This window comes from Faecalicatena contorta (assembly GCF_021531895.1).
Lineage (GTDB): Bacteria > Bacillota > Clostridia > Lachnospirales > Lachnospiraceae > JAFBIX01.
In genome coordinates this window covers 20,056-38,414 of sequence record NZ_JAFBIX010000001.1, presented here as the reverse complement: position 1 = coordinate 38,414, position 18,359 = coordinate 20,056, and the positions used below count along the sequence as shown (strand labels likewise).

21 protein-coding genes are annotated in these 18,359 nt (G+C 37.7%); 1 reads left to right on the top strand and 20 read right to left on the bottom strand.

All coding sequences use genetic code 11. The features are described from left to right. Positions 1-15: 15 nt before the first annotated feature. Genes JQM81_RS00200 through JQM81_RS00170 form a run of 7 tightly spaced genes read right to left on the bottom strand, consistent with a single transcriptional unit; the run spans position 16 to position 5,833 of the window. Positions 16-936: an RluA family pseudouridine synthase gene (locus JQM81_RS00200; protein ID WP_235231460.1), complete on the bottom strand. Its 921-nt coding sequence runs from the start codon at positions 934-936 to the stop codon at positions 16-18. Next, positions 914-1,423 carry a signal peptidase II gene (lspA, locus tag JQM81_RS00195; protein WP_420370564.1) on the bottom strand — a complete coding sequence of 170 codons (510 nt, stop codon included), beginning with the start codon at positions 1,421-1,423 and terminating at the stop codon, positions 914-916. The genes JQM81_RS00200 and lspA overlap by 23 nt, the downstream gene beginning before the upstream one ends. 23 nt (positions 1,424-1,446) lie before the next feature. Beyond that, complete coding sequence (locus tag JQM81_RS00190; RefSeq protein WP_235231458.1) at positions 1,447-2,202, bottom strand: RNA-binding protein; 756 nt, start codon at positions 2,200-2,202, stop codon at positions 1,447-1,449. Positions 2,203-2,207: 5 nt separating this feature from the next. Continuing rightward, on the bottom strand, positions 2,208-2,753 hold the full coding sequence (locus JQM81_RS00185) for a cell division protein SepF (RefSeq protein ID WP_235231457.1): 546 nt from the start codon (positions 2,751-2,753) through the stop codon (positions 2,208-2,210). Between the two features lie 22 nt (positions 2,754-2,775). Continuing rightward, a complete protein-coding gene (locus JQM81_RS00180; protein ID WP_235231456.1) occupies positions 2,776-3,471 on the bottom strand; it encodes a YggS family pyridoxal phosphate-dependent enzyme in 696 nt (231 codons plus the stop codon). Positions 3,472-3,488: 17 nt separating this feature from the next. After that, the gene (locus tag JQM81_RS00175; protein ID WP_235231455.1) at positions 3,489-4,865 is read right to left on the bottom strand and encodes an HlyD family efflux transporter periplasmic adaptor subunit; all 1,377 of its coding nucleotides are present in this window, start codon (positions 4,863-4,865) and stop codon (positions 3,489-3,491) included. A gap of 17 nt (positions 4,866-4,882) precedes the next feature. Further along, the gene (locus tag JQM81_RS00170; RefSeq protein ID WP_235231454.1) at positions 4,883-5,833 is read right to left on the bottom strand and encodes a TIGR01212 family radical SAM protein; all 951 of its coding nucleotides are present in this window, start codon (positions 5,831-5,833) and stop codon (positions 4,883-4,885) included. An 82-nt stretch (positions 5,834-5,915) separates the two neighbouring features. On the opposite strand from JQM81_RS00170, the gene JQM81_RS00165 reads away from it, so the two are divergent. Next, positions 5,916-6,116, top strand: coding sequence for a DUF378 domain-containing protein (locus JQM81_RS00165; protein ID WP_235231453.1), 201 nt, complete (start codon positions 5,916-5,918; stop codon positions 6,114-6,116). Positions 6,117-6,165: 49 nt separating this feature from the next. On the opposite strand, the gene JQM81_RS00160 is transcribed toward JQM81_RS00165, so the two are convergent. The 13 genes from JQM81_RS00160 to JQM81_RS00100 all read right to left on the bottom strand — a co-directional run bounded on the left by JQM81_RS00160 (position 6,166) and on the right by JQM81_RS00100 (position 18,356). Continuing rightward, positions 6,166-7,140 carry a D-alanyl-D-alanine carboxypeptidase family protein gene (locus JQM81_RS00160; protein WP_235231452.1) on the bottom strand — a complete coding sequence of 325 codons (975 nt, stop codon included), beginning with the start codon at positions 7,138-7,140 and terminating at the stop codon, positions 6,166-6,168. Further along, the gene (mgsA, locus tag JQM81_RS00155; RefSeq protein ID WP_235231451.1) at positions 7,124-7,519 is read right to left on the bottom strand and encodes a methylglyoxal synthase; all 396 of its coding nucleotides are present in this window, start codon (positions 7,517-7,519) and stop codon (positions 7,124-7,126) included. The genes JQM81_RS00160 and mgsA overlap by 17 nt, the downstream gene beginning before the upstream one ends. Positions 7,520-7,531: 12 nt before the next feature. Next, positions 7,532-8,656 (bottom strand): FtsW/RodA/SpoVE family cell cycle protein, encoded by a 1,125-nt coding sequence (locus JQM81_RS00150; RefSeq protein ID WP_235231450.1) that lies wholly within the window; start codon positions 8,654-8,656, stop codon positions 7,532-7,534. Further along, on the bottom strand, positions 8,653-8,865 hold the full coding sequence (locus JQM81_RS00145) for a cell division topological specificity factor MinE (RefSeq protein WP_235231449.1): 213 nt from the start codon (positions 8,863-8,865) through the stop codon (positions 8,653-8,655). Before JQM81_RS00145 ends, JQM81_RS00150 begins: the two co-directional genes overlap by 4 nt. A 12-nt stretch (positions 8,866-8,877) precedes the next feature. Beyond that, positions 8,878-9,669 (bottom strand): septum site-determining protein MinD, encoded by a 792-nt coding sequence (minD, locus tag JQM81_RS00140; protein WP_235231448.1) that lies wholly within the window; start codon positions 9,667-9,669, stop codon positions 8,878-8,880. After that, entirely contained in the window at positions 9,651-10,241 is a 591-nt protein-coding gene (locus JQM81_RS13645) for a septum site-determining protein MinC (protein ID WP_235231447.1), read from the bottom strand. Before JQM81_RS13645 ends, minD begins: the two co-directional genes overlap by 19 nt. Before the next feature lie 18 nt (positions 10,242-10,259). Further along, positions 10,260-13,202, bottom strand: a complete 2,943-nt coding sequence (locus tag JQM81_RS00130; RefSeq protein ID WP_235231446.1) for a penicillin-binding transpeptidase domain-containing protein — start codon at positions 13,200-13,202, stop codon at positions 10,260-10,262. Next, on the bottom strand, positions 13,195-13,713 hold the full coding sequence (gene mreD / locus JQM81_RS00125; protein WP_235231445.1) for a rod shape-determining protein MreD: 519 nt from the start codon (positions 13,711-13,713) through the stop codon (positions 13,195-13,197). The genes JQM81_RS00130 and mreD overlap by 8 nt, the downstream gene beginning before the upstream one ends. A 3-nt stretch (positions 13,714-13,716) precedes the next feature. Further along, a complete protein-coding gene (mreC, locus tag JQM81_RS00120; protein WP_235231444.1) occupies positions 13,717-14,595 on the bottom strand; it encodes a rod shape-determining protein MreC in 879 nt (292 codons plus the stop codon). Position 14,596: 1 nt separating this feature from the next. Continuing rightward, a complete protein-coding gene (locus JQM81_RS00115) occupies positions 14,597-15,619 on the bottom strand; it encodes a rod shape-determining protein (protein ID WP_235231443.1) in 1,023 nt (340 codons plus the stop codon). Positions 15,620-15,634: 15 nt separating this feature from the next. Beyond that, positions 15,635-16,327 carry a RadC family protein gene (radC, locus tag JQM81_RS00110; protein WP_235231442.1) on the bottom strand — a complete coding sequence of 231 codons (693 nt, stop codon included), beginning with the start codon at positions 16,325-16,327 and terminating at the stop codon, positions 15,635-15,637. A 36-nt stretch (positions 16,328-16,363) separates the two neighbouring features. Further along, entirely contained in the window at positions 16,364-16,624 is a 261-nt protein-coding gene (locus JQM81_RS00105) for a DUF4321 domain-containing protein (protein WP_235231441.1), read from the bottom strand. 106 nt (positions 16,625-16,730) lie between these two features. Beyond that, positions 16,731-18,356, bottom strand: a complete 1,626-nt coding sequence (locus tag JQM81_RS00100; protein ID WP_235231440.1) for an NAD(P)/FAD-dependent oxidoreductase — start codon at positions 18,354-18,356, stop codon at positions 16,731-16,733. Positions 18,357-18,359 lie beyond the last annotated feature (3 nt).

Below are 18,359 nucleotides of genomic sequence, written 5' to 3'. Positions count from 1 at the left end.
GAATTTTTGTATAATTTAATGATAAATATTCCTTAGTCTGTCTAATAGTTCGATAAAATAATCTGGTAACGGTGCATTTATTTCCAGATATTCACCTGTTCGGGGATGAATGATTCCAAGAGTTTTTGCATGAAGAGTTTGTCCTTGAAGCTTAGGGAAAGGACATTTTCTGGGACCATATACTTGATCTCCTACTAATGGATGACCGATACTGGCCATGTGCACGCGAATCTGATGCGTGCGTCCGGTCTCAAGTTCACATTGAATATAAGTATACTCTCCAAAACGTTCTAGTACTTTATAGTGGGTAATAGCATTCCTTCCGTTTTTGGTATGAATACTCATCTTTTTACGCTCAGTAGGATGTCTTCCGATGGGTGCGTTAACGGTACCGTTATCCTCTTTTATATTCCCATGCACAATGGCAACATAAACACGTTTGATGGAATGAACCTTTAATTGTTCAGAGAGGCTTTGGTGGGCCATATCGTTTTTACAGACAATCAGAGAACCAGTTGTGTCCATATCAATGCGATGTACGATTCCAGGACGCATTGTACCATTAATACCGGACAGTTCCTGACCACAATGATACATTAAAGCGTTAACTAAAGTTCCACTGTAATGTCCCGGTGCTGGATGAACTACCATTTGTTTTGGTTTATTAACAATAATAATATCTTGGTCTTCGTACAAGATATCCAGCGGAATGTTCTCAGGAATAATGTCAGGCTCTTTTGCCTCTGGAAGAGTAATCTCTACCATGTCACCTAAAGAAAGCCTGTAATTGGCTTTTACAGGCTTCTGATTAACGATTACATACTGGTCTTTGATTAATTTTTGAATATAGGATCTTGACCGGTCTTCCATTTCTTCGGAAAGATAACGATCAATTCGCTCTCCTTCCTGATTCTCAACGGTGAAGTATTCTTTCAAAGTCTTCCTCCTTATAATAGAAGCATATTAAGATTGCCAACGCAATCGTTGATACGGTGACATAAATATCTGCCACATTGAAGATTGGAAAATCTATCAGCTTAAAATAGAAAAAATCAACAACGTAATTAAGACGTATTCGGTCTATACAATTTCCCCATGCGCCAGCCATGATGCAGACAGCACATATTCTCAGCGGAAGATATCTTTGTTCCATTGGAGCTCTGTAATAAAAAAGTACTACAATAATAGTTATCAAAATTACACTTGCGAAAAAGAAAACACGCTGGTTCTGGAATAATCCAAAAGCAGCTCCTCTGTTTTCCAAATACTCAAGTTGAAATACATTTTTAATGATAATGTAAGGTGACTGATTTTTCAGATTTTTTATTGCACATAATTTTGTGATTTGATCTAAAATGATGAGAACAACCATACATATGATTGATGTCAGATAGTGCTTATAAGTTTTTTTTTCTGTATTCATAGCAATATTCATTATTCCCTCGTCTATATATATTTGCGAACAGAGACCATATATCGTCCTTTTTTAGTCTCGGATAATATTCCTGTATATGATATTCGTCCCATTTTGCGAACAGAAATCATATCTCCTTCTTTTAGATGATACCCATTGCTTGTGATTAATTTTCCGTTGACAAATACCCTTCCGGATTCAATCAGGGGTGTTAATTTACTCCTTGATAAAGGATATGCAATAGAAAGAATGGTATCTAGGCGAATAGAAGGAACTGTTCCCTTTAATTCTTCATACTTCGGCTCATATGACACTTCATAATCTGGTATGATTTTAGCCTGTACTGTCGTATGTTTGATACGGGTGAGATTTTCCTTGATATAATCAGCTAATTCTTCTTTGCTAAATAGAATTGCCCTGCCATTATCAACAATAATATCTCCAAATTTACTTCGTTCGATTCCAAGATTCATTACAGATCCCAGATAATCTCTATGACTTAAATCTTCTGAAAATTTTTGGTTGATTGGTGCTATTTCTACCATCTGAATGGGATATTGATAATCATAATAAAGAGCATCAGGTAGAAATGCAACCATCTGACGCTCTGATAAGTCATACCCGCCATATGTCTCATATTGAGACATAAACAAATTTTTTGGAGTGGTATGTAATATATTTAATTCATTCAGATTTAGAAAATCAGAGAATGTAACAATCCCACGGGCATATGCAATTTTTGACAGTTCAATCAGCCGTTTTTGTAACAATATCTCTTCTTTATTCATAGCTATTAGAATCTTGAACGCATGGATGATGCGTCGAAAGAAGTATTTAATAAATCCTGTAAATCTCCAGAAATATCGACATTTGTAGGTGTTACCAAGAATATGTAATTGGAAATCTTCTGCAAATTACCGCTGATTGCAAACGCTGCACCAGAAGTAAAATCGATAATACGCTGCGCAACTTCGAGATCCAGGCCTTCCAGATTCAGGATCACAGTACGTCCACTTAATAAAGTCTCTGTAATTTCACGAGAATCCTCAACAGAGTTAGGTTTGATTACACAAACTTCCATGCTGACATTATTTCTTCTGGCCGGCTGACGCATCGGTGTTACTTTATTATTAGAAGAACGTGTAGACTTTGTCTTTACAGGAGGTTCATAATCATCGTCATAATCATCATAAACTTCTTCTTTATCTTTTCGGAAAAAACTTTTCTTTGGCTTTTCTTCGTAATCATCGTCATAATCATCATCGAAGAAATCGTCATCTTCATAATCGTCGTCATCACTCAGTTTCATAATATCTAAAAACTTATCTAATACTCCCATCTAAATTATCTCCTATCTTCGGTTATACTAGAGCATAATTGCGCGCACCAAAAATTCCAGTTCCCACCCGGACCATCGTTGCGCCCTCTTCTATGGCTACCTGATAATCATTTGTCATGCCCATTGAAAGAATGCTCATAGTAATATTATCAACGTTTTTCGCTGCGATGTCAACAGATAATTTGCGTAAACGCGCGAAAATTGGGCGGTTTTCTTCAGGATCTTCTACAAAAGGAGCGATTGTCATCAGCCCTTTTACCTGAATATGTGAAAAACCAGCAATTTTTTCAATGAATTCATCCAATTCTTCTGGCATTATTCCAAATTTGCTTTCTTCTTTTGCAACATTTACTTCAATTAGAATGTTGGCTGTCAGATTGTGTTTTGCGGCTTCTTTTTCAATCGTTTCTGCAAGACGTACAGAATCTACGGAATGAATCAGATCGACTTTATCGATGATATACTTTACCTTATTCCTTTGCAAATGACCAATCATATGCCAATGAATATCTTTGGGAAGTACTTCATATTTATCTGCCAGTTCTTGCACTTTGTTTTCGCCAAAAACACGGACACCTAAATTATATGCCTCTTCCAGTGTTTCAACAGGCTTGGTCTTGCTCACCGCAATTAATGTGACATCCTTTCTATCTCTGCCAGAGCGCTCACATGCAGTCTGAATCTGATTTTCAACGGATGTTAGATTTTCTTTTAACATAAGTTAACCACTCCTTCTTAAAATACCACATCATCTGTACGGACGCTATCTCCATATAATGCTATGTGGTCATAATTTGTCAGACCATAATCTTGACCGGATGCAACAATATAATACTCATCACTTTCACATAGAATCTGCACTTGTCTGAATATAGCATATCCTTTGTTGATATTATACACACCTTTTAATTTCTTGGTTTTAGTCAATTCATAGGTCTCGGATGAATCCGGTTTTTTTAATACAGTATTTGAATCAAAAGCATCATAATCAAGATAAACCAAATTCGATTCTTCGTCAGAATAATAAACTTCCACACTTTGGAATTGTGATTGATCTTTACTGATATCAACGAGTACACCTGTACCACTGCTGTTTCCTCCAGATGTCAGATAATCCTTTGGAACGGTATAGAACTTTTTCGTTACTACAGAAGATTTTGGAATCTTAAGCCCTGATTCATCTTCCAGAATTAATTCCAGATCCAGATACCTTTCTTCCGCATAGCGAATCATGGAGCTGTCGAAGGTAAGAATTCCATAGGAGGTATCTTTTTTCGTTTGTATGGAAAAGCCAGCATATGTAGTCTCGTTATCCTTAGAAAAAGAGACTTTTACACGATTTACATCTGCTAATTCTTTGGCTGTCTCATCATTTAGAAGAATAACAACAGACCAATCATTAGAACGAATTAATTTATATACAGGATCTCCAGCTTTGATTTTTGTATTATCAGTTAGATTTTTTGACTCATAATTAGCTTTTGATATGTCATCTTCTGTCACTTGATCAGTGGTTATGTTTTCATAACCGTCTGTAGAATAGAGAATGATTCCGTCAGAAACAGCTGTATATATCTGAAGATCATTGTTTCCTTCTGCAACCATAGCGTCTAATTGAGCTTGTCTGCTTTGATTAGATTTGCTTTCCAATACATTTGTAATATTATTTTTTAATGTATATACATCACTAAATTGTTCTTCTCTAAAATTTTCTGAAAATGACTGAGTCTTCATCAATATAGAGTTCTGTTCCTCAGAAGTAAGTTCCAGAGATTCTTCGTCAGTATTCGAGGTTAATTCCAGCTTTTTATCAGACAAGGTATATACGCGGGTCTTTGCTCCAACTTTGCTTCCTTCCAAAGCAAAATAATTGATATAGCCATCAGATTCTGCCTGTACAATTGTCTCGTCTCTGACAATAAAGCCAGTATAAGCGTTATCTTTTAAGATGGATCCTTCTCTTACTTCGTAAGCAGTTACATGATTCCCTGTCAGATATAGTAAAACTGTTACAACCAGATAGATGAATACAGCCCCGAAAATGATAACTCCTATATTTATATTCCATTTTTTTCGATAAACCTGAATGTTTGTAAGTTTGTTTCCTGCCAAAAATAAAGCCTCCTGTTTTATGTCTCTAATTCTTTCAGAGCAGCTCCGTTCAGATAATGATATTCTTTTCCCTGATAACTATTAGTCTGTTCCATATATGTCAACAATTCATCTCGTAATTTCCACCAGCTGCAACCCCAATTACAGAATACGGCATCTTTTTCCGGGATACGGCTAAAGAGCCGTTCCACAGCGATATCTGGACTTAGATATTCCAGAAAAGCAGCTAGTCTTTTGATGTAATCTTCTTTTGAACATAAAGCTATTGTACCATTTTCGTAGGCGTTGTACAACTGTGTGTTTTTTGCAATGTACAGTGAATGAGCTTTAACGATTTGTATATGAAGTGCAGATAATATCTTTGCATTCTCAATGGCATCCAGCATATCATCTCCCGGCAGATTTAATATTACATGAGTACACAGATCAAAATCGTACCGATGAATCTTCAAAACGGCATCTATAAATTCTGCCAATGTATGTCCACGGTTTATGCTTTGAAGTGTATGACAGTTTGTAGTTTGAAGCCCTAATTCTATTGTGATTCCAACCTGGTAAGATTCTTTTAATGACTGAAGAACATCCAGATAACTTTCGGTGATACAATCAGGTCGTGTCGAGACGGCAATCTCTATTATATCAGGAACTTTTACGGCTTCATTCATATAAAACGCGAAATCATCTAATGGAAGAAAAGTATTTGTATAGTTTTGAAAATAAGCAATAAATTTATGCGCATGATATCTATTTTCAATATATTCCTTTGTTTTTTCTAATTGCTTATGAACAGGAATATGACAGTCCATAGCTTCAAATCCAGTCCCTGATTCAGCGCAAAAAGAGCATCCGTGACCATTTCTGCGATTCGGGCAGCTGACCGGAAGGTTGACCGGAAGCTTATACACTTTTTCACCGTATTTATTTTTTAAATAATCAGAATAAGGATAATATGGCAATTGTTGATTCATTTGATATTTTTTTCCTTTCCCATGTATAATTATATCTCCATAAGCCATACTAATGGTAGCATGTTAAAAGGAGGAATTTTACATGAAATGGTTTGATAATACCGCTCTGACAATCGTAATCATAGGTGCCATTAACTGGCTTTTGATTGGGATATTCCGTTTTGATCTGGTGGCATTTCTATTCGGTAATCTTTCGTGGATTTCACGTATTATCTACACAATTGTCGGGCTGTGCGGCCTTTATCTTATTAGTTTGTACGGCAGAGTCACCAGTTTTTCATAATAATATGGTTTTTACAGATAAGAGGGGTATCCCGTTCGAGATGCCCCTCTTATTGCTTTTCTGGTATCGCATTTATTAGCATTGTCATATCCTGATAAAGGATACCTTTTGTATCTGCGCCCATTACAATGGAGATATATGGATGCTCATTAGCGCCTTTTTCTAATAGGATCAGACAATTTCCTGCTTCCTGGGTTGTTCCGGTCTTACCGCCGATAACTGTCGCAGAATCGGGTAATTCAGCTTCACCAGTCGCATAAAAATTCGTTGGCTGCCAGGTGATCTGTCGAACGGTTCCGTCTGCCCCTGTAATAGAAGCTACATGAGAATCAGCACTGATAATATTAACAAATTCATCATATTTTAGGCATTCATTGAAAATCAAATACAGATCATAAGCAGTTGTATAATGATTTTCATTGTGAAGACCATTAGAGTTTACAAAATGTGTGCCTGTAGCTAATAAATCCTGTGCTTCATCATTCATCATTTGCACAAAATGATCCATACTTCCACCTACATACTCAGCAATTGCAACAGCATTATCATTTCCTGAATATAAAAGGAGCCCATAAAGCAGATCAGAAAGTGTAAGCTGGTCTCCCGCATGGATTCCGCAAGTCTGTTCATCTGCTGCAAATCTTGCGGCGTCTGCATTGGTAGAAACTGTCACCATATCCGACAAATCTGCATTTTTTAGTGCCACCAGCGCAGTTAATATCTTTGTTGTACTTGCTGGATATAATCTTTCAAAAACATGATATGAAAAATCAACTTTTTTTCCATCCAAGTCAAATAAAGCAGCTGCATGTAAACCTGAAGTATCAGGAGTCCCCTCCAGATCAACGTCTTCGGAAACTACACACAAATTATCTGCAAATAAATCAGCTTTATAAATAGCTTTGTTATAGTTTTCTGTTTCATATGCTGCTACTACTTCTTCCTTTTTTCCACATCCTGATACAAGAAGTAAAAAAGAAGTAATAACAATTAGCACCTTGCCAAACTTACCGATACATTTCACGCCAATCAAGATCTCCTCTATCAATTGCTAATATAATTAATTCTGCGGTGGCAAGATTGGTTGCCATCGGGATATTATACATATCACAGAGACGTATAACGTCATTCACATCTGGTTCATGAGGTTTTGGGTTATTGGGCTCTCTTAAAAAGATAAGCGCGTCAATATCATTCTGTGCAATCTGTGCACCTAACTGCTGCTTACCCCCCAATGGTCCGGCAAGATACTTGTGGACATTCAGATTGGTTACTTCTTCAATTAAGCGTCCGGTTGTTCCGGTCGCATATAGATTGTGTTTACTAAGGATGCCTCTATATGCAATACAAAAATTTTGCATTAAAGTCTTTTTTGAATCGTGCGCTATCAGGCCAATGTTCATTGTTCTCACTCCTTATTGATATTTTTTCGGTTGCAACCCGACGTTCAAGACAAAACCTATACCCATATATAAACTAACTAGAGAAGTCAGCCCATAACTTACGAATGGTAACGGAACTCCGGTATTAGGTAATAACTGTGTGGCAACACCTATATTAATAAAACTTTGGACACCAATAAGACTGCCCACTCCACAACAGATGATCTTTCCCGCCAGGTCCTGCGATCGAGTACCTATTAAAATACATTGTATCACAATTAATAACAATAACGCAATAACTATACAACTACCAATAAAACCAAGTTCTTCACCTACAATTGCAAAAATAAAGTCTGTCTGCGGCTCAGAGATGAAATTCCCATTTTTGACAGAGGTGGTCGTATTATTATTTAACCCTTTTCCTGTCAACTGACCGGAACCGATTGCCATCACAGAATTCTTTTGTTGATATGCTTCATCACTGGCATATTTTTCTGGTTCCAGAAAGGCAAGGATACGTTTCTGCTGATAATCTTTTAAGAGCGGTTGGTTGGGCTGAACTACAATGCTTAGGAAAATAATTGCGACCGGAACAAGAACGACCAATACTGTTCCAATAAATTTATAACTCAGACCTCCGATATAGATTAAAATACAGATAACTGCTGCCGTACAAATAGTCGTAGAAAGATTAGGCTCTGATACGATTAATACAAGCGGTATTCCTGCAAGAATCGCATATTTTATAATCGTAAATTTGTCACTGATATCTTCCTCATGCTCCATGATAAATTTGGCGAAAAACAGAATCAATAGAATCTTGGCAAGTTCGGACGGCTGGAATGTTGTAAAACCAAGATCGATCCAACGAGTTGCACCATTGACTTCTGTTCCAAAAACCAGAACTACAGCCAAAATCACTATTGAGAACAGATAAATCAGCCAATAAAAATTCAAGATCCATACATAATCAATCAACGATATTATAACCATGACGACAAGACCAATTCCAAGTCCTAAAATCTGTTTAGACTGATAAGCCGGTTTGGCACTGCCGACAGCAAGAACCCCCAGTATGGATATTGCTACGACAAGGATGATTAAGCTGAATTTATAATCTTTTAAATGATAAGGTTTTGTAAATCTAGGTAATCTCACGTTTCTTCTCCTGCAAATGTAATAATAACTTGTGTCCGTTTTATATCTACCTGAAAATTTTCTTCTGTAAGTTCAAAATATTTGGAAAGGGATTCATATAATTCTTTGCAAATATTATCATATGCTTCTGGAGTACATTGCACACGGTCAGATACGACCAATGCTTTCAATCGGTTCTTTGCGATAGAAACAGAAGATCTTTTCAGCATTCTTATATCCTCCTATTCTTTTTTGAAGAGGTGTGAAAGCTTTGAAAAAATACCAGTGTTATGTTCCAGATCCATAAATGGAACTTCTACTCCCATGATCCGCTTACAGATGTTCATATATGCTGTCCCGGCCTGAGAATTTAATCCAACGACCGGTTCGCCCTGATTAGTTCCAATGACTACCTGTTCATCATCAGGAAGTGCTCCGATCAAAGGAACGGATAATATCTCCGTTACATCATCTATAGACATCATATCTCCACGTTTTACCATGTCCATACGAATTCGATTGATGATCAGATCAATTGTTTTTATCTGGTTCTTTTCCAACAGACCAATGATTCGATCTGCATCTCGGATTGCAGATACTTCAGGTGTTGTCACTACGATAGCGCGGTCTGCACCAGCAATCGCATTTTGAAATCCTTGTTCAATTCCAGCCGGACAATCCAAAAGTATGTAATCAAATTCTTCTTTTAATTCAGAAGTCAGTTTTTTCATCTGACCTGGCGATATTGCTGATTTGTCTTTTGTCTGTGCTGAAGGCAAAAGATAGAGATTTTCATAGCGTTTATCACGAATTAATGCCTGTTTTAATCGACAAGTCCCTTCAATCACATCTACAAGATTATAGACAATCAGATTTTCAAGTCCCATGACTACATCAAGATTGCGAAGACCAAGATCTGTATCTATGACCACAACTTTTTTGTCGAATTTTGATAGACCTGCACCTATATTTGCTGTTGTTGTCGTTTTGCCGACTCCACCTTTTCCTGATGTAATTACAATAACTTCGCCCATGAATAACTTCCTCCTATTACTGGTTTTACTTCAATGTCTCCTATTTTTAGCTTTGCGCGCTTTATTTGGAGTGCTGCTATTATCGCATCGTAACGACCAGATGCACCGGCAATGACAGTTCCGTAAATTGTACCAGTAGATATGACATTTCCTTTTGATATCACTTTGGCACCTTCCTCGATGTCACCGATAATCACGATACTTGTTTCAGATTCTAAAATCTGTCTTTCTCTTAGCGTACCTCTATAAAACCTGCCGTCTCTCTCATGGATGGCTTTCAGACTTTCATCCAGCATTCGTTTATGAATCTTTTCTGTAACAGTATCTTTTTCGATAATACATAATATACGTATCCCGGCAGCATCTTGAATAACTTCTGTCAGATACTGCTCTTCTTCTTTTGTGAAAGTACGGCCTTCAAATTCCACAGCCATTTCTGCATGATTAAAGAAATGTGCAGAAGCCTGGAATTTATTTTCCACCTCGGATATCAGTTCTTTGTAAGGTATATCCGGTTCAAAATAGATGGTGATGCCGTATCTGTTACTCTTAATGAGTACCGGTTCTTTCACATATGGTCATCCTTTCCCTTAATCTCCTCCTGATGTTCCTGTACTAATTTCTGCGGCTGCTCCGGTAATGATTTCATTTTCCGGCGTTATCTGATAATAGTATTCCATCACATTATTCCCAATTTCAGCAGCATAAGTAGAACTATATCCGTTTGCAATACGAATTGCAAATGCCACCTCTTGACTTTCATCTTGAACGAATCCAACGAAAAGTCCGTGGTCAGGATGTGTGTTACTCTGTTGTGCAGTACCAGTTTTCCCGTACAAAGACAGGCCACTGGAATTTAATTTGGAAAATATATCACTATGTGCGACGGTTACTACCCTTTGCATACCGTTATGAACGGCCGTCCAGGTGGAAGATGCGACATCCGTTATGGTGTTTGTTACTTCCGGCTCATAGTCTTTAATGATTTCTCCGTCTACAGAAGTGACTTTATCAATCAGGCTTAGATTATAGACAGTTCCCTTATTGGCAACTGCTGTAATATATCTTGCCAACTGACTCGTTGTATAATTGTTAGTACCCTGTCCAATCGCTGATGGGACAGATGATTCATCGGATATCTGTGGCTCAGATTCTGGAATTTCCAATCCCGAAGTTTCTCCAAGGCCAAACGCCTCCGCGTATTTTTTCAAAGTATCTGTTCCCAGATCACTAGAATAATATGTGCTTGTAGCTTTACCTTCTACGTTGTCAGAACTAATCTGGTCAAGGCCACTATCTTGCAAACTTAATCGATATCCTACTTCATAGAAGAAATTATTACATGAATTTTGAATAGCACCTTCTACATTTAAACTGCCGTGAGCATTCGGATAGATCCAGCATTTTGGATTTGGTTCCACTTTTTTATAAATACCGGTACAAGGGAGAATTGTATTCACATCAATAACCCCTTCTGTCAAGCCGGCAATTGCGACTAGCGGTTTATAAGTAGAACCCGGTGCAGTTTTTTCTTGTGTTGCATTATTATAGAATGGTCTGGCCTGATCAGTTACCAGTTTATTATAATAATTGGAATCCATGGTATTTGCCAGACGATTATTGTCATAACCAGGATAAGATACACAGGCAAGTACTTCACCACTGTTCGGATCCGTCACAACCATGGAACCGGTACAAGGCTCTAAGGCAAGTTGTCCAGGTGTAATCTCCAGTGTCTGAATCTTACCGCGAAGGAAATCATAGGCAGTAATACTACCTGAATTCAGACCATCATATTGTGCCTGATCATATTCCAGAACTCCCTGTTCATACAACATCAGACATATCTGTCTTCCAGAGACTTCGCCTGATTTGATCATATATTTGTATATCAGTTTATCAAAACTATTATCAGAACTGATGTAATCAAGGAGATACGCAACAATTCCCTGATAAAGTTCACTGGAATCGGAATATTCTTCACCTTTTGAAACATATTCTTTTAACAGAGAAGTATCGATCCAGTTTTGAGAAATTGCATAATTTAAATACGTATTGATATTAATGCTTTCGTCGTCTTTCCATGCTTTATAAGTACTGTCATTGGTATTAATAGCATCTGGCATAATAATCTGAGTCCCATTTGTCAGAACATCTGTCACAAGATAGGTTAAATATGCCTGAATCTCTTTAGGCTGATCTTTATATGCAGCAGCATTTGTATCCTGGAGAATGTCAGAAATTTGCTGAACAACCTCTTCTTTTCTGTTGGTAAAGATACCATAGACTTCCTGTTCGGCAGCGCCGGCATCCTCTTCACCAAAATGTGTCATATCCAGAATATCATTGCTGATAAAGGTATTGTATACATCACCAATAGGAATGATAACATCGCTTCCATCCTCGACCTGATTTCGATCATAATCTAATGCGTTTTGTATCTTCGCCAGAAGAATTCCGGCTAATTCCTGTTCAATGATATGATATGCAGCTTTTTGAAGATTCGCGTCAATCGTAAGATGGACATCGTTTCCAGCTTCAGGATCTTTTCCTTTTACTGTCTCAATAACCTTTCCGACACTGTTAACGTATAGTTTTACTTCTCCTTTTTTCCCTTGAAGCATGGTATCCATCGTCTTTTCCAGTCCAGACTTTCCTACAGTGTCCGTTTTTGAATATGTTTCTTGCTCTTCTTTGCTTAATGCATCATATTCTTCCTGGGAGATCTGTCCGGTATATCCAATAATATTGGCAAAACAGTAACTGTCTGTATATCTTCTTAAAGATTCTTCTTCGATATTGACTCCCTGCAGACTATCTAGATTTTCCATAACATCTGCAACCGTTTCTTCACTGACATCTTCTGCGATTGTAGTTGTTATATATTTTTGGAAATTATTCAAAGAAATTGCGTAGCGGACATTTATCAACTTCAACACATCTTCTTTTTCCATTTTTTTCTGGTCAATTCCATAACCATATATTTCGTCTGTACACAAATAATCAATGATATCCTGCGCAGACATATTTTGTTGTTTTTTAGACAATTCGTCAATTGTTTTTTTGCCAAACACATCGGCGATAAATCTTAATTTCTGTGTCTCATTTTCATGGACAAACATATACTCGTTATCATTATCCAGAATAATGCCAAAACTATTGATTACAGTATCTCCATTGGATTCGACCATCTCAATGACGGTTGTAATGACTTTATTCATCTCTTTGTTTTTTTGCTTGATACTGTCATATTCTCCGGTATCTTCAATCGTTACAGAATATGCCAGTTCGTTATATGCAAGAAGGTTACCATTGCGATCGTATATATTACCACGGGTACCTTGAACTTCCTTCGTCTTCTGAATCTGAAGTTTATAGTCATCATAATATTCCTGGCCTTTGACAATCTGCAGGTAAAAGACACGCTGAACAAGAATTGCTGACATTACACAAAATACTACAATGATAACAAATATTCGGGATTGTAAGAATTCCAATATTCCGGTTTTGATCCGGTCCCATAAATTATACAAATTTGCTTGCACTCCTTTGTTCTTCTACTTCAAGTTTCTTATTGACATGTAATATAATTTGATATAGTACCAGAGTAACCAGAATTGTGTATACCAGTTCTGGCAAAATAATGCTTGTCAAGTGATGAAAAAATGCAAAATCACCTTGAAGCATATACATACAAATATAAATGATCAAACCATAGACAAGTTCACTTGCTCCAATTAACGCGATTGGAAGTTTGATATCGTCATCATAGAATAATCGTTGGAAAAATCCATTAATATATCCAATAACTGCATATAACAACATATGGAATCCCAATACATTGCCCCAAAAGATATCGACAAGAAGACCGGAAAAGAATCCAACAAAAAGCCCTTCCTTTTTCCCACGCATAAATCCAAATGATGATGTTACGATAATCAAAAGATTCGGCTTAATGGAAGCAAAGGATAAATGATGGAATACAGAACCTTCCAGTAAAAAACAGAGGATAATAATAATAAAAGTTATTAACTTTCGCTTCATAGACTATTCTCCTTTACTGCTGTTATCCTTAGAATCCAACAAGTCCTGCTTGGTAGTTGTGATTACCAGAACTTCCTGTAAATTACTGAAATCAACAGCCGGTGTAATATAACCGGAGCGTGTCAGATTATTCGCATCCACTTCAATTTCACTGACATATCCAATAAATAGTCCTTGAAGAAAACGATTGCTGACATGTGATGTTACTACCTGCTCTCCAACTTCGATTTCATTTTCGTTATTGGCAAGTTTTTCAAAACGAATTCTTCCGTCCGCCATTAGCTCCAGATCACCTCGAACAACACACGTATCAGAAGTAGAAAGCATCATGGCACTGATATTGCTTGAGTCATCAATAATAGAACGTACGCGGGCATAATCAGGACCAACTTCTGTTACAATCCCTGCCAGACCACTGCCCGCAAGAACATTGGAATTGACTTGTACACCGTCATTGCTCCCCTTATCAATAGTAAAATCGTTGAACCAATTACTCCCATTATTGGCGATTACATGGGCACCGATTTTTTCATAGTCAGAATAATTCTGATCTAACTTGTATAATTCTCTAAGGCGCTCTAATTCATATTGCTCCTGTCGAAGTCTGGTATTATCAATCGTAAGCTCGTCAACCTTAGACTGCAGTTCTTTATTTTCTTTCTTCACATCTTCTAAGGTCTCAAAATTACCGGATACATCACTCATAAAACGCCCCACATAACTGATTCCTTTCTGCATAGGAATTACTGTATAATTAGCAATAAAACGTAAAGGACCGCCACCATCTGAAAAACGTTCAATGCCCAGCAGGATGATACAGATGGCTGCAAGGATCAAGAGCCAGTATTTACTTGAAAGGGAAGATTGATTTTTTATTTTCATTTTATCTCATCCACCTATAATTTTCATTCAACATTGAGTAAGTAAGTTTCTTTAAATCTTTTGACATAATGATCTTTTTTAGACCGGACACAGCACAGATATCAGGTTCCAATGCTGTCCTTGTTGTAATTCCGACCATCTCTTCGATATAAGTCTCCAATCCCTGGGTATGGGCCACTCCTCCTGTTAAGAAGATGCCATTCTCATGAATTGCTTTACGTACTTCCGGTGGTGTACGGTCAAGCAACGAATTAATCGCATGTACACATTCCAAAAGAGGATCTTTCATAGCAGACCTCACAAGATTGATGGAAATCGGTTTTCTCATCGGTACACCGGTAATCAGATCACGTCCTGCCGCCGGAAGAACAGAATCAGAATCACTGGTAAAAATCCCGAAATTCTTGCGCAATTCTTCAGCAGTATGTCTTCCAATCAGGAAATCGTGGCTGTGACGTATTAATGTCACAACAGACTGATCGAAAGTCGAACCTCCAATCTTCAGAAGACGATTCATAACCATACCACCGCCTGCAATTACAGATAATTCCGTAGTTTCCCCACCAAAATTAACGATAAACAATCCCTTTGTGTTCTTAACATCCAGGTTCAGTCCCACAGCATCTGCGATAGCACGTTCAACAATATTGACTTCTTTTGCTTTTGCCGTAGAATGAATCACCAGATCAAAGAAAGCCTTTTTCTCAACTTCCGTAACATCCGTTGGCACTGCAATAACATATTCGGAACCTCTTGCAAATTGCCTTCCTTTTTTCAAAAGATTCTGAAGCAGGAACTGCATATAATTAAATCGTGATATGACTCCCTCTTTCATCGGAAATACAACTTCAATATTAGAAGGTGCCTTTTCATACATCTCGAAAGCATCATCTCCCACGGCAAAAATATCCCGTGAATCTTTGATTGCAATGACATCTTTCTCTTTCCATATAGTATCCTTCTTCTTATCATAGACCTTGATTTCATAAGAACCAAGGTCTAATCCGTATACATTTCTTGCCATTTGATACGATCCTTTCTAAAGCATTCCCTCCTCCCGGAAACTTATATAACAATTATTGCCAATGATGATATGGTCTAACAATTCTATTCCGATCAAAGCCCCTGCATCGAGGATTCTCTTGGTTGTCAGCATATCTTCACGGCTGGGAGTTGGATCACCACTTGGGTGATTATGCATAATAATTATGGATACAGCATTCTTTTGTAATGCTTCTATAAAAAGCTCTCTTGGTGTGATTAAGGAAGCGTTTACAGTTCCTTTTGATATATTAGTCTCACCAATCAATTTTGCTCTTGAATTCAACATTAATAATTTCATCTGTTCTTGTTTTTCATGCCGCATATCTTCCATATAATATTTTGCAACTGTTTCCGGGCACGAAAAACTTAATGTATCCTGATAGGAAGCTTTTGCAAGCCTTTTGGCAAGTTCTGAGATACATGATATCTGAATTGCTTTTACCTTGCCAATCCCTTTAATTTTTTGCAAACGCTCCAGATTAAACTGATGGATTCCTAATATTCCTGTTTCTCCTGCGTGATAAAGAATTCTCCTTGCAAGAGAAAGTGCGTTTTCACCATGAGTGCCGGTACGTAATAATACAGCAAGCAATTCTTCATCACTTAAACTGCCAGCTCCTTTTCGTTCGCATTTTTCATAGGGACGTTCCATTTCAGGTATTTCTTTCATGGTATTTGACTGATTCATCTTATCTTTAGATTCGTACGACACTCATAATAGAAGTTATAAGAAACGATAAATGATAATAGCAAGAATCATGCCAATAATACTTGCGATGGTAATCTTGATGGAAAGGCCAAATGTCAGAACCAGTATCCCAAGATTCAGGACAATCGGTTCTTCAAGTCCAAAGGACTGCCCATAGGCCAGCCAACCAAGAGCTGGAGTGCCTTCAGCCAGCATTCCAATAAAACCTCCCAACACAATTCCTGTTAATAATAACAGAAATAAAGACCAGGCATTCTTGCTTCCTGTTCCCTTCATATGTACTCCTCCTCGTTTTTCTCTATCTAAAAAACTCACTACATTTTATCATATTTCAGAATCAGTGTATAGACTTATCCCATTAAAAATTTCTTAAGCATTTCGACTAATTGTCGAAAATTTGGTATTTTTGGGCGATGGATTCTGCAACTTTTAGGCCATCCATAGCAGCAGATGTAATACCTCCGGCATAGCCAGCACCTTCTCCACAAGGATATAGCCCACACAAATCACTTTGCATAGTATCATCACGGTGAATACGCACCGGAGATGATGTACGGCTCTCCACGCCCGAAATGACAGCATCCGGGCGAGAATACCCGGAAAGCTTGGTTTCAAAGGTCTTAATACCGTCTTCCAGCGAAGCGGCAAGTTCTTCCGGAAAAATGGCTCTTACGTTAGTCCAAGTGTAATCCCCTTTCATCTGCGGAGTAATATTTCCCGGTTCTTTTGATGGGAGATTTTGACAGAAATCAGCAAACAATTGTACTGGAATTTTTCCAGAACCAGCTTGATAAGCTTTCTCTTCTAGTCTTCGTTGAAATTCCACACCTGAAAGAGCATTTTCAGCTCCGTAGTCCTCCGGTGTTACTGTTACAATGACGGCACTGTTGGCATTACGTCCATCTCTTGCATGATAACTCATTCCATTTACCGCCAGGCGACCGGATTCCGAAGATGCATTGACAACGTATCCGCCGGGACACATGCAGAAAGTATACACGCCTCTTCCGTTGGGGAGATTGGCAGTTAATTTATATGCAGCGGCAGGAAGGTCTTTGGAATACCTCTCTCCATATTGATTCTGATTAATCATTTCTTGAGGATGCTCCATTCGAATACCGACAGCAAAAGACTTTGCATCCATTGGAATACCATTTTTATAAAGCATAGAAAATGTATCCCTTGCACTATGTCCTATCGCAAGTACAGCAAGATTTGTATTTAGGATGCTGAATGTTCCGTCTAACAAATTCTTAACCTTTAATGCAGTCAGTTTTTTTTGACCATTATAAGTTTCAGTCTGAATATCCACTACTTGTGTGTGAAAATGGACTTCTCCTCCATGAGAAAGGATAAATGCTCTTATATTCTTTACAACCCTGGCCAGAATATCCGTTCCGATATGCGGTTTATTCTGATATAAAATTTCTTTTGGCGCACCCTGTTCTACGAAGATTTCAAGGACGCGAGTATTGCGGCCTTGTGAATCATGCACTAGAGTATTCAGTTTTCCATCTGAAAAAGTTCCTGCGCCACCTTCCCCGAATTGAACATTAGAATTTAAATTCAATATTCCTTTTTCCCAGAATCTATCTACATCTGCGATTCGCTCATCTACAGATGCTCCGCGTTCCAGAAGAATTGGACGATATCCGAGTAATGCCAGTTGATATCCGCAGAAAAGTCCGGCAGGACCGGTGCCAATGATAACAGGACGACAGGATAGTTTTTCAGTCCCAGTTACATGCACTGTATAAGGAATTGGCTTCTCTCGAAATAAGATGTTCTTATTTTTTATGTGCTTTTTCAGAGCTGATTCATTTTTTACTATAACATCTATCGCATAGACATAAAAAAGATCCGGTTTTTTACGGGCATCTATAGACTGCTTCTGAATAGAATAAGAAAGAAGCGCATCCTCCTTTATGCGAAGGGTTTTGAGAATCTTCGCTTTTAGATCCGCCTCTGAGTGGTGAATATCTAATTTCAATTGATTGATTCTTATCATACA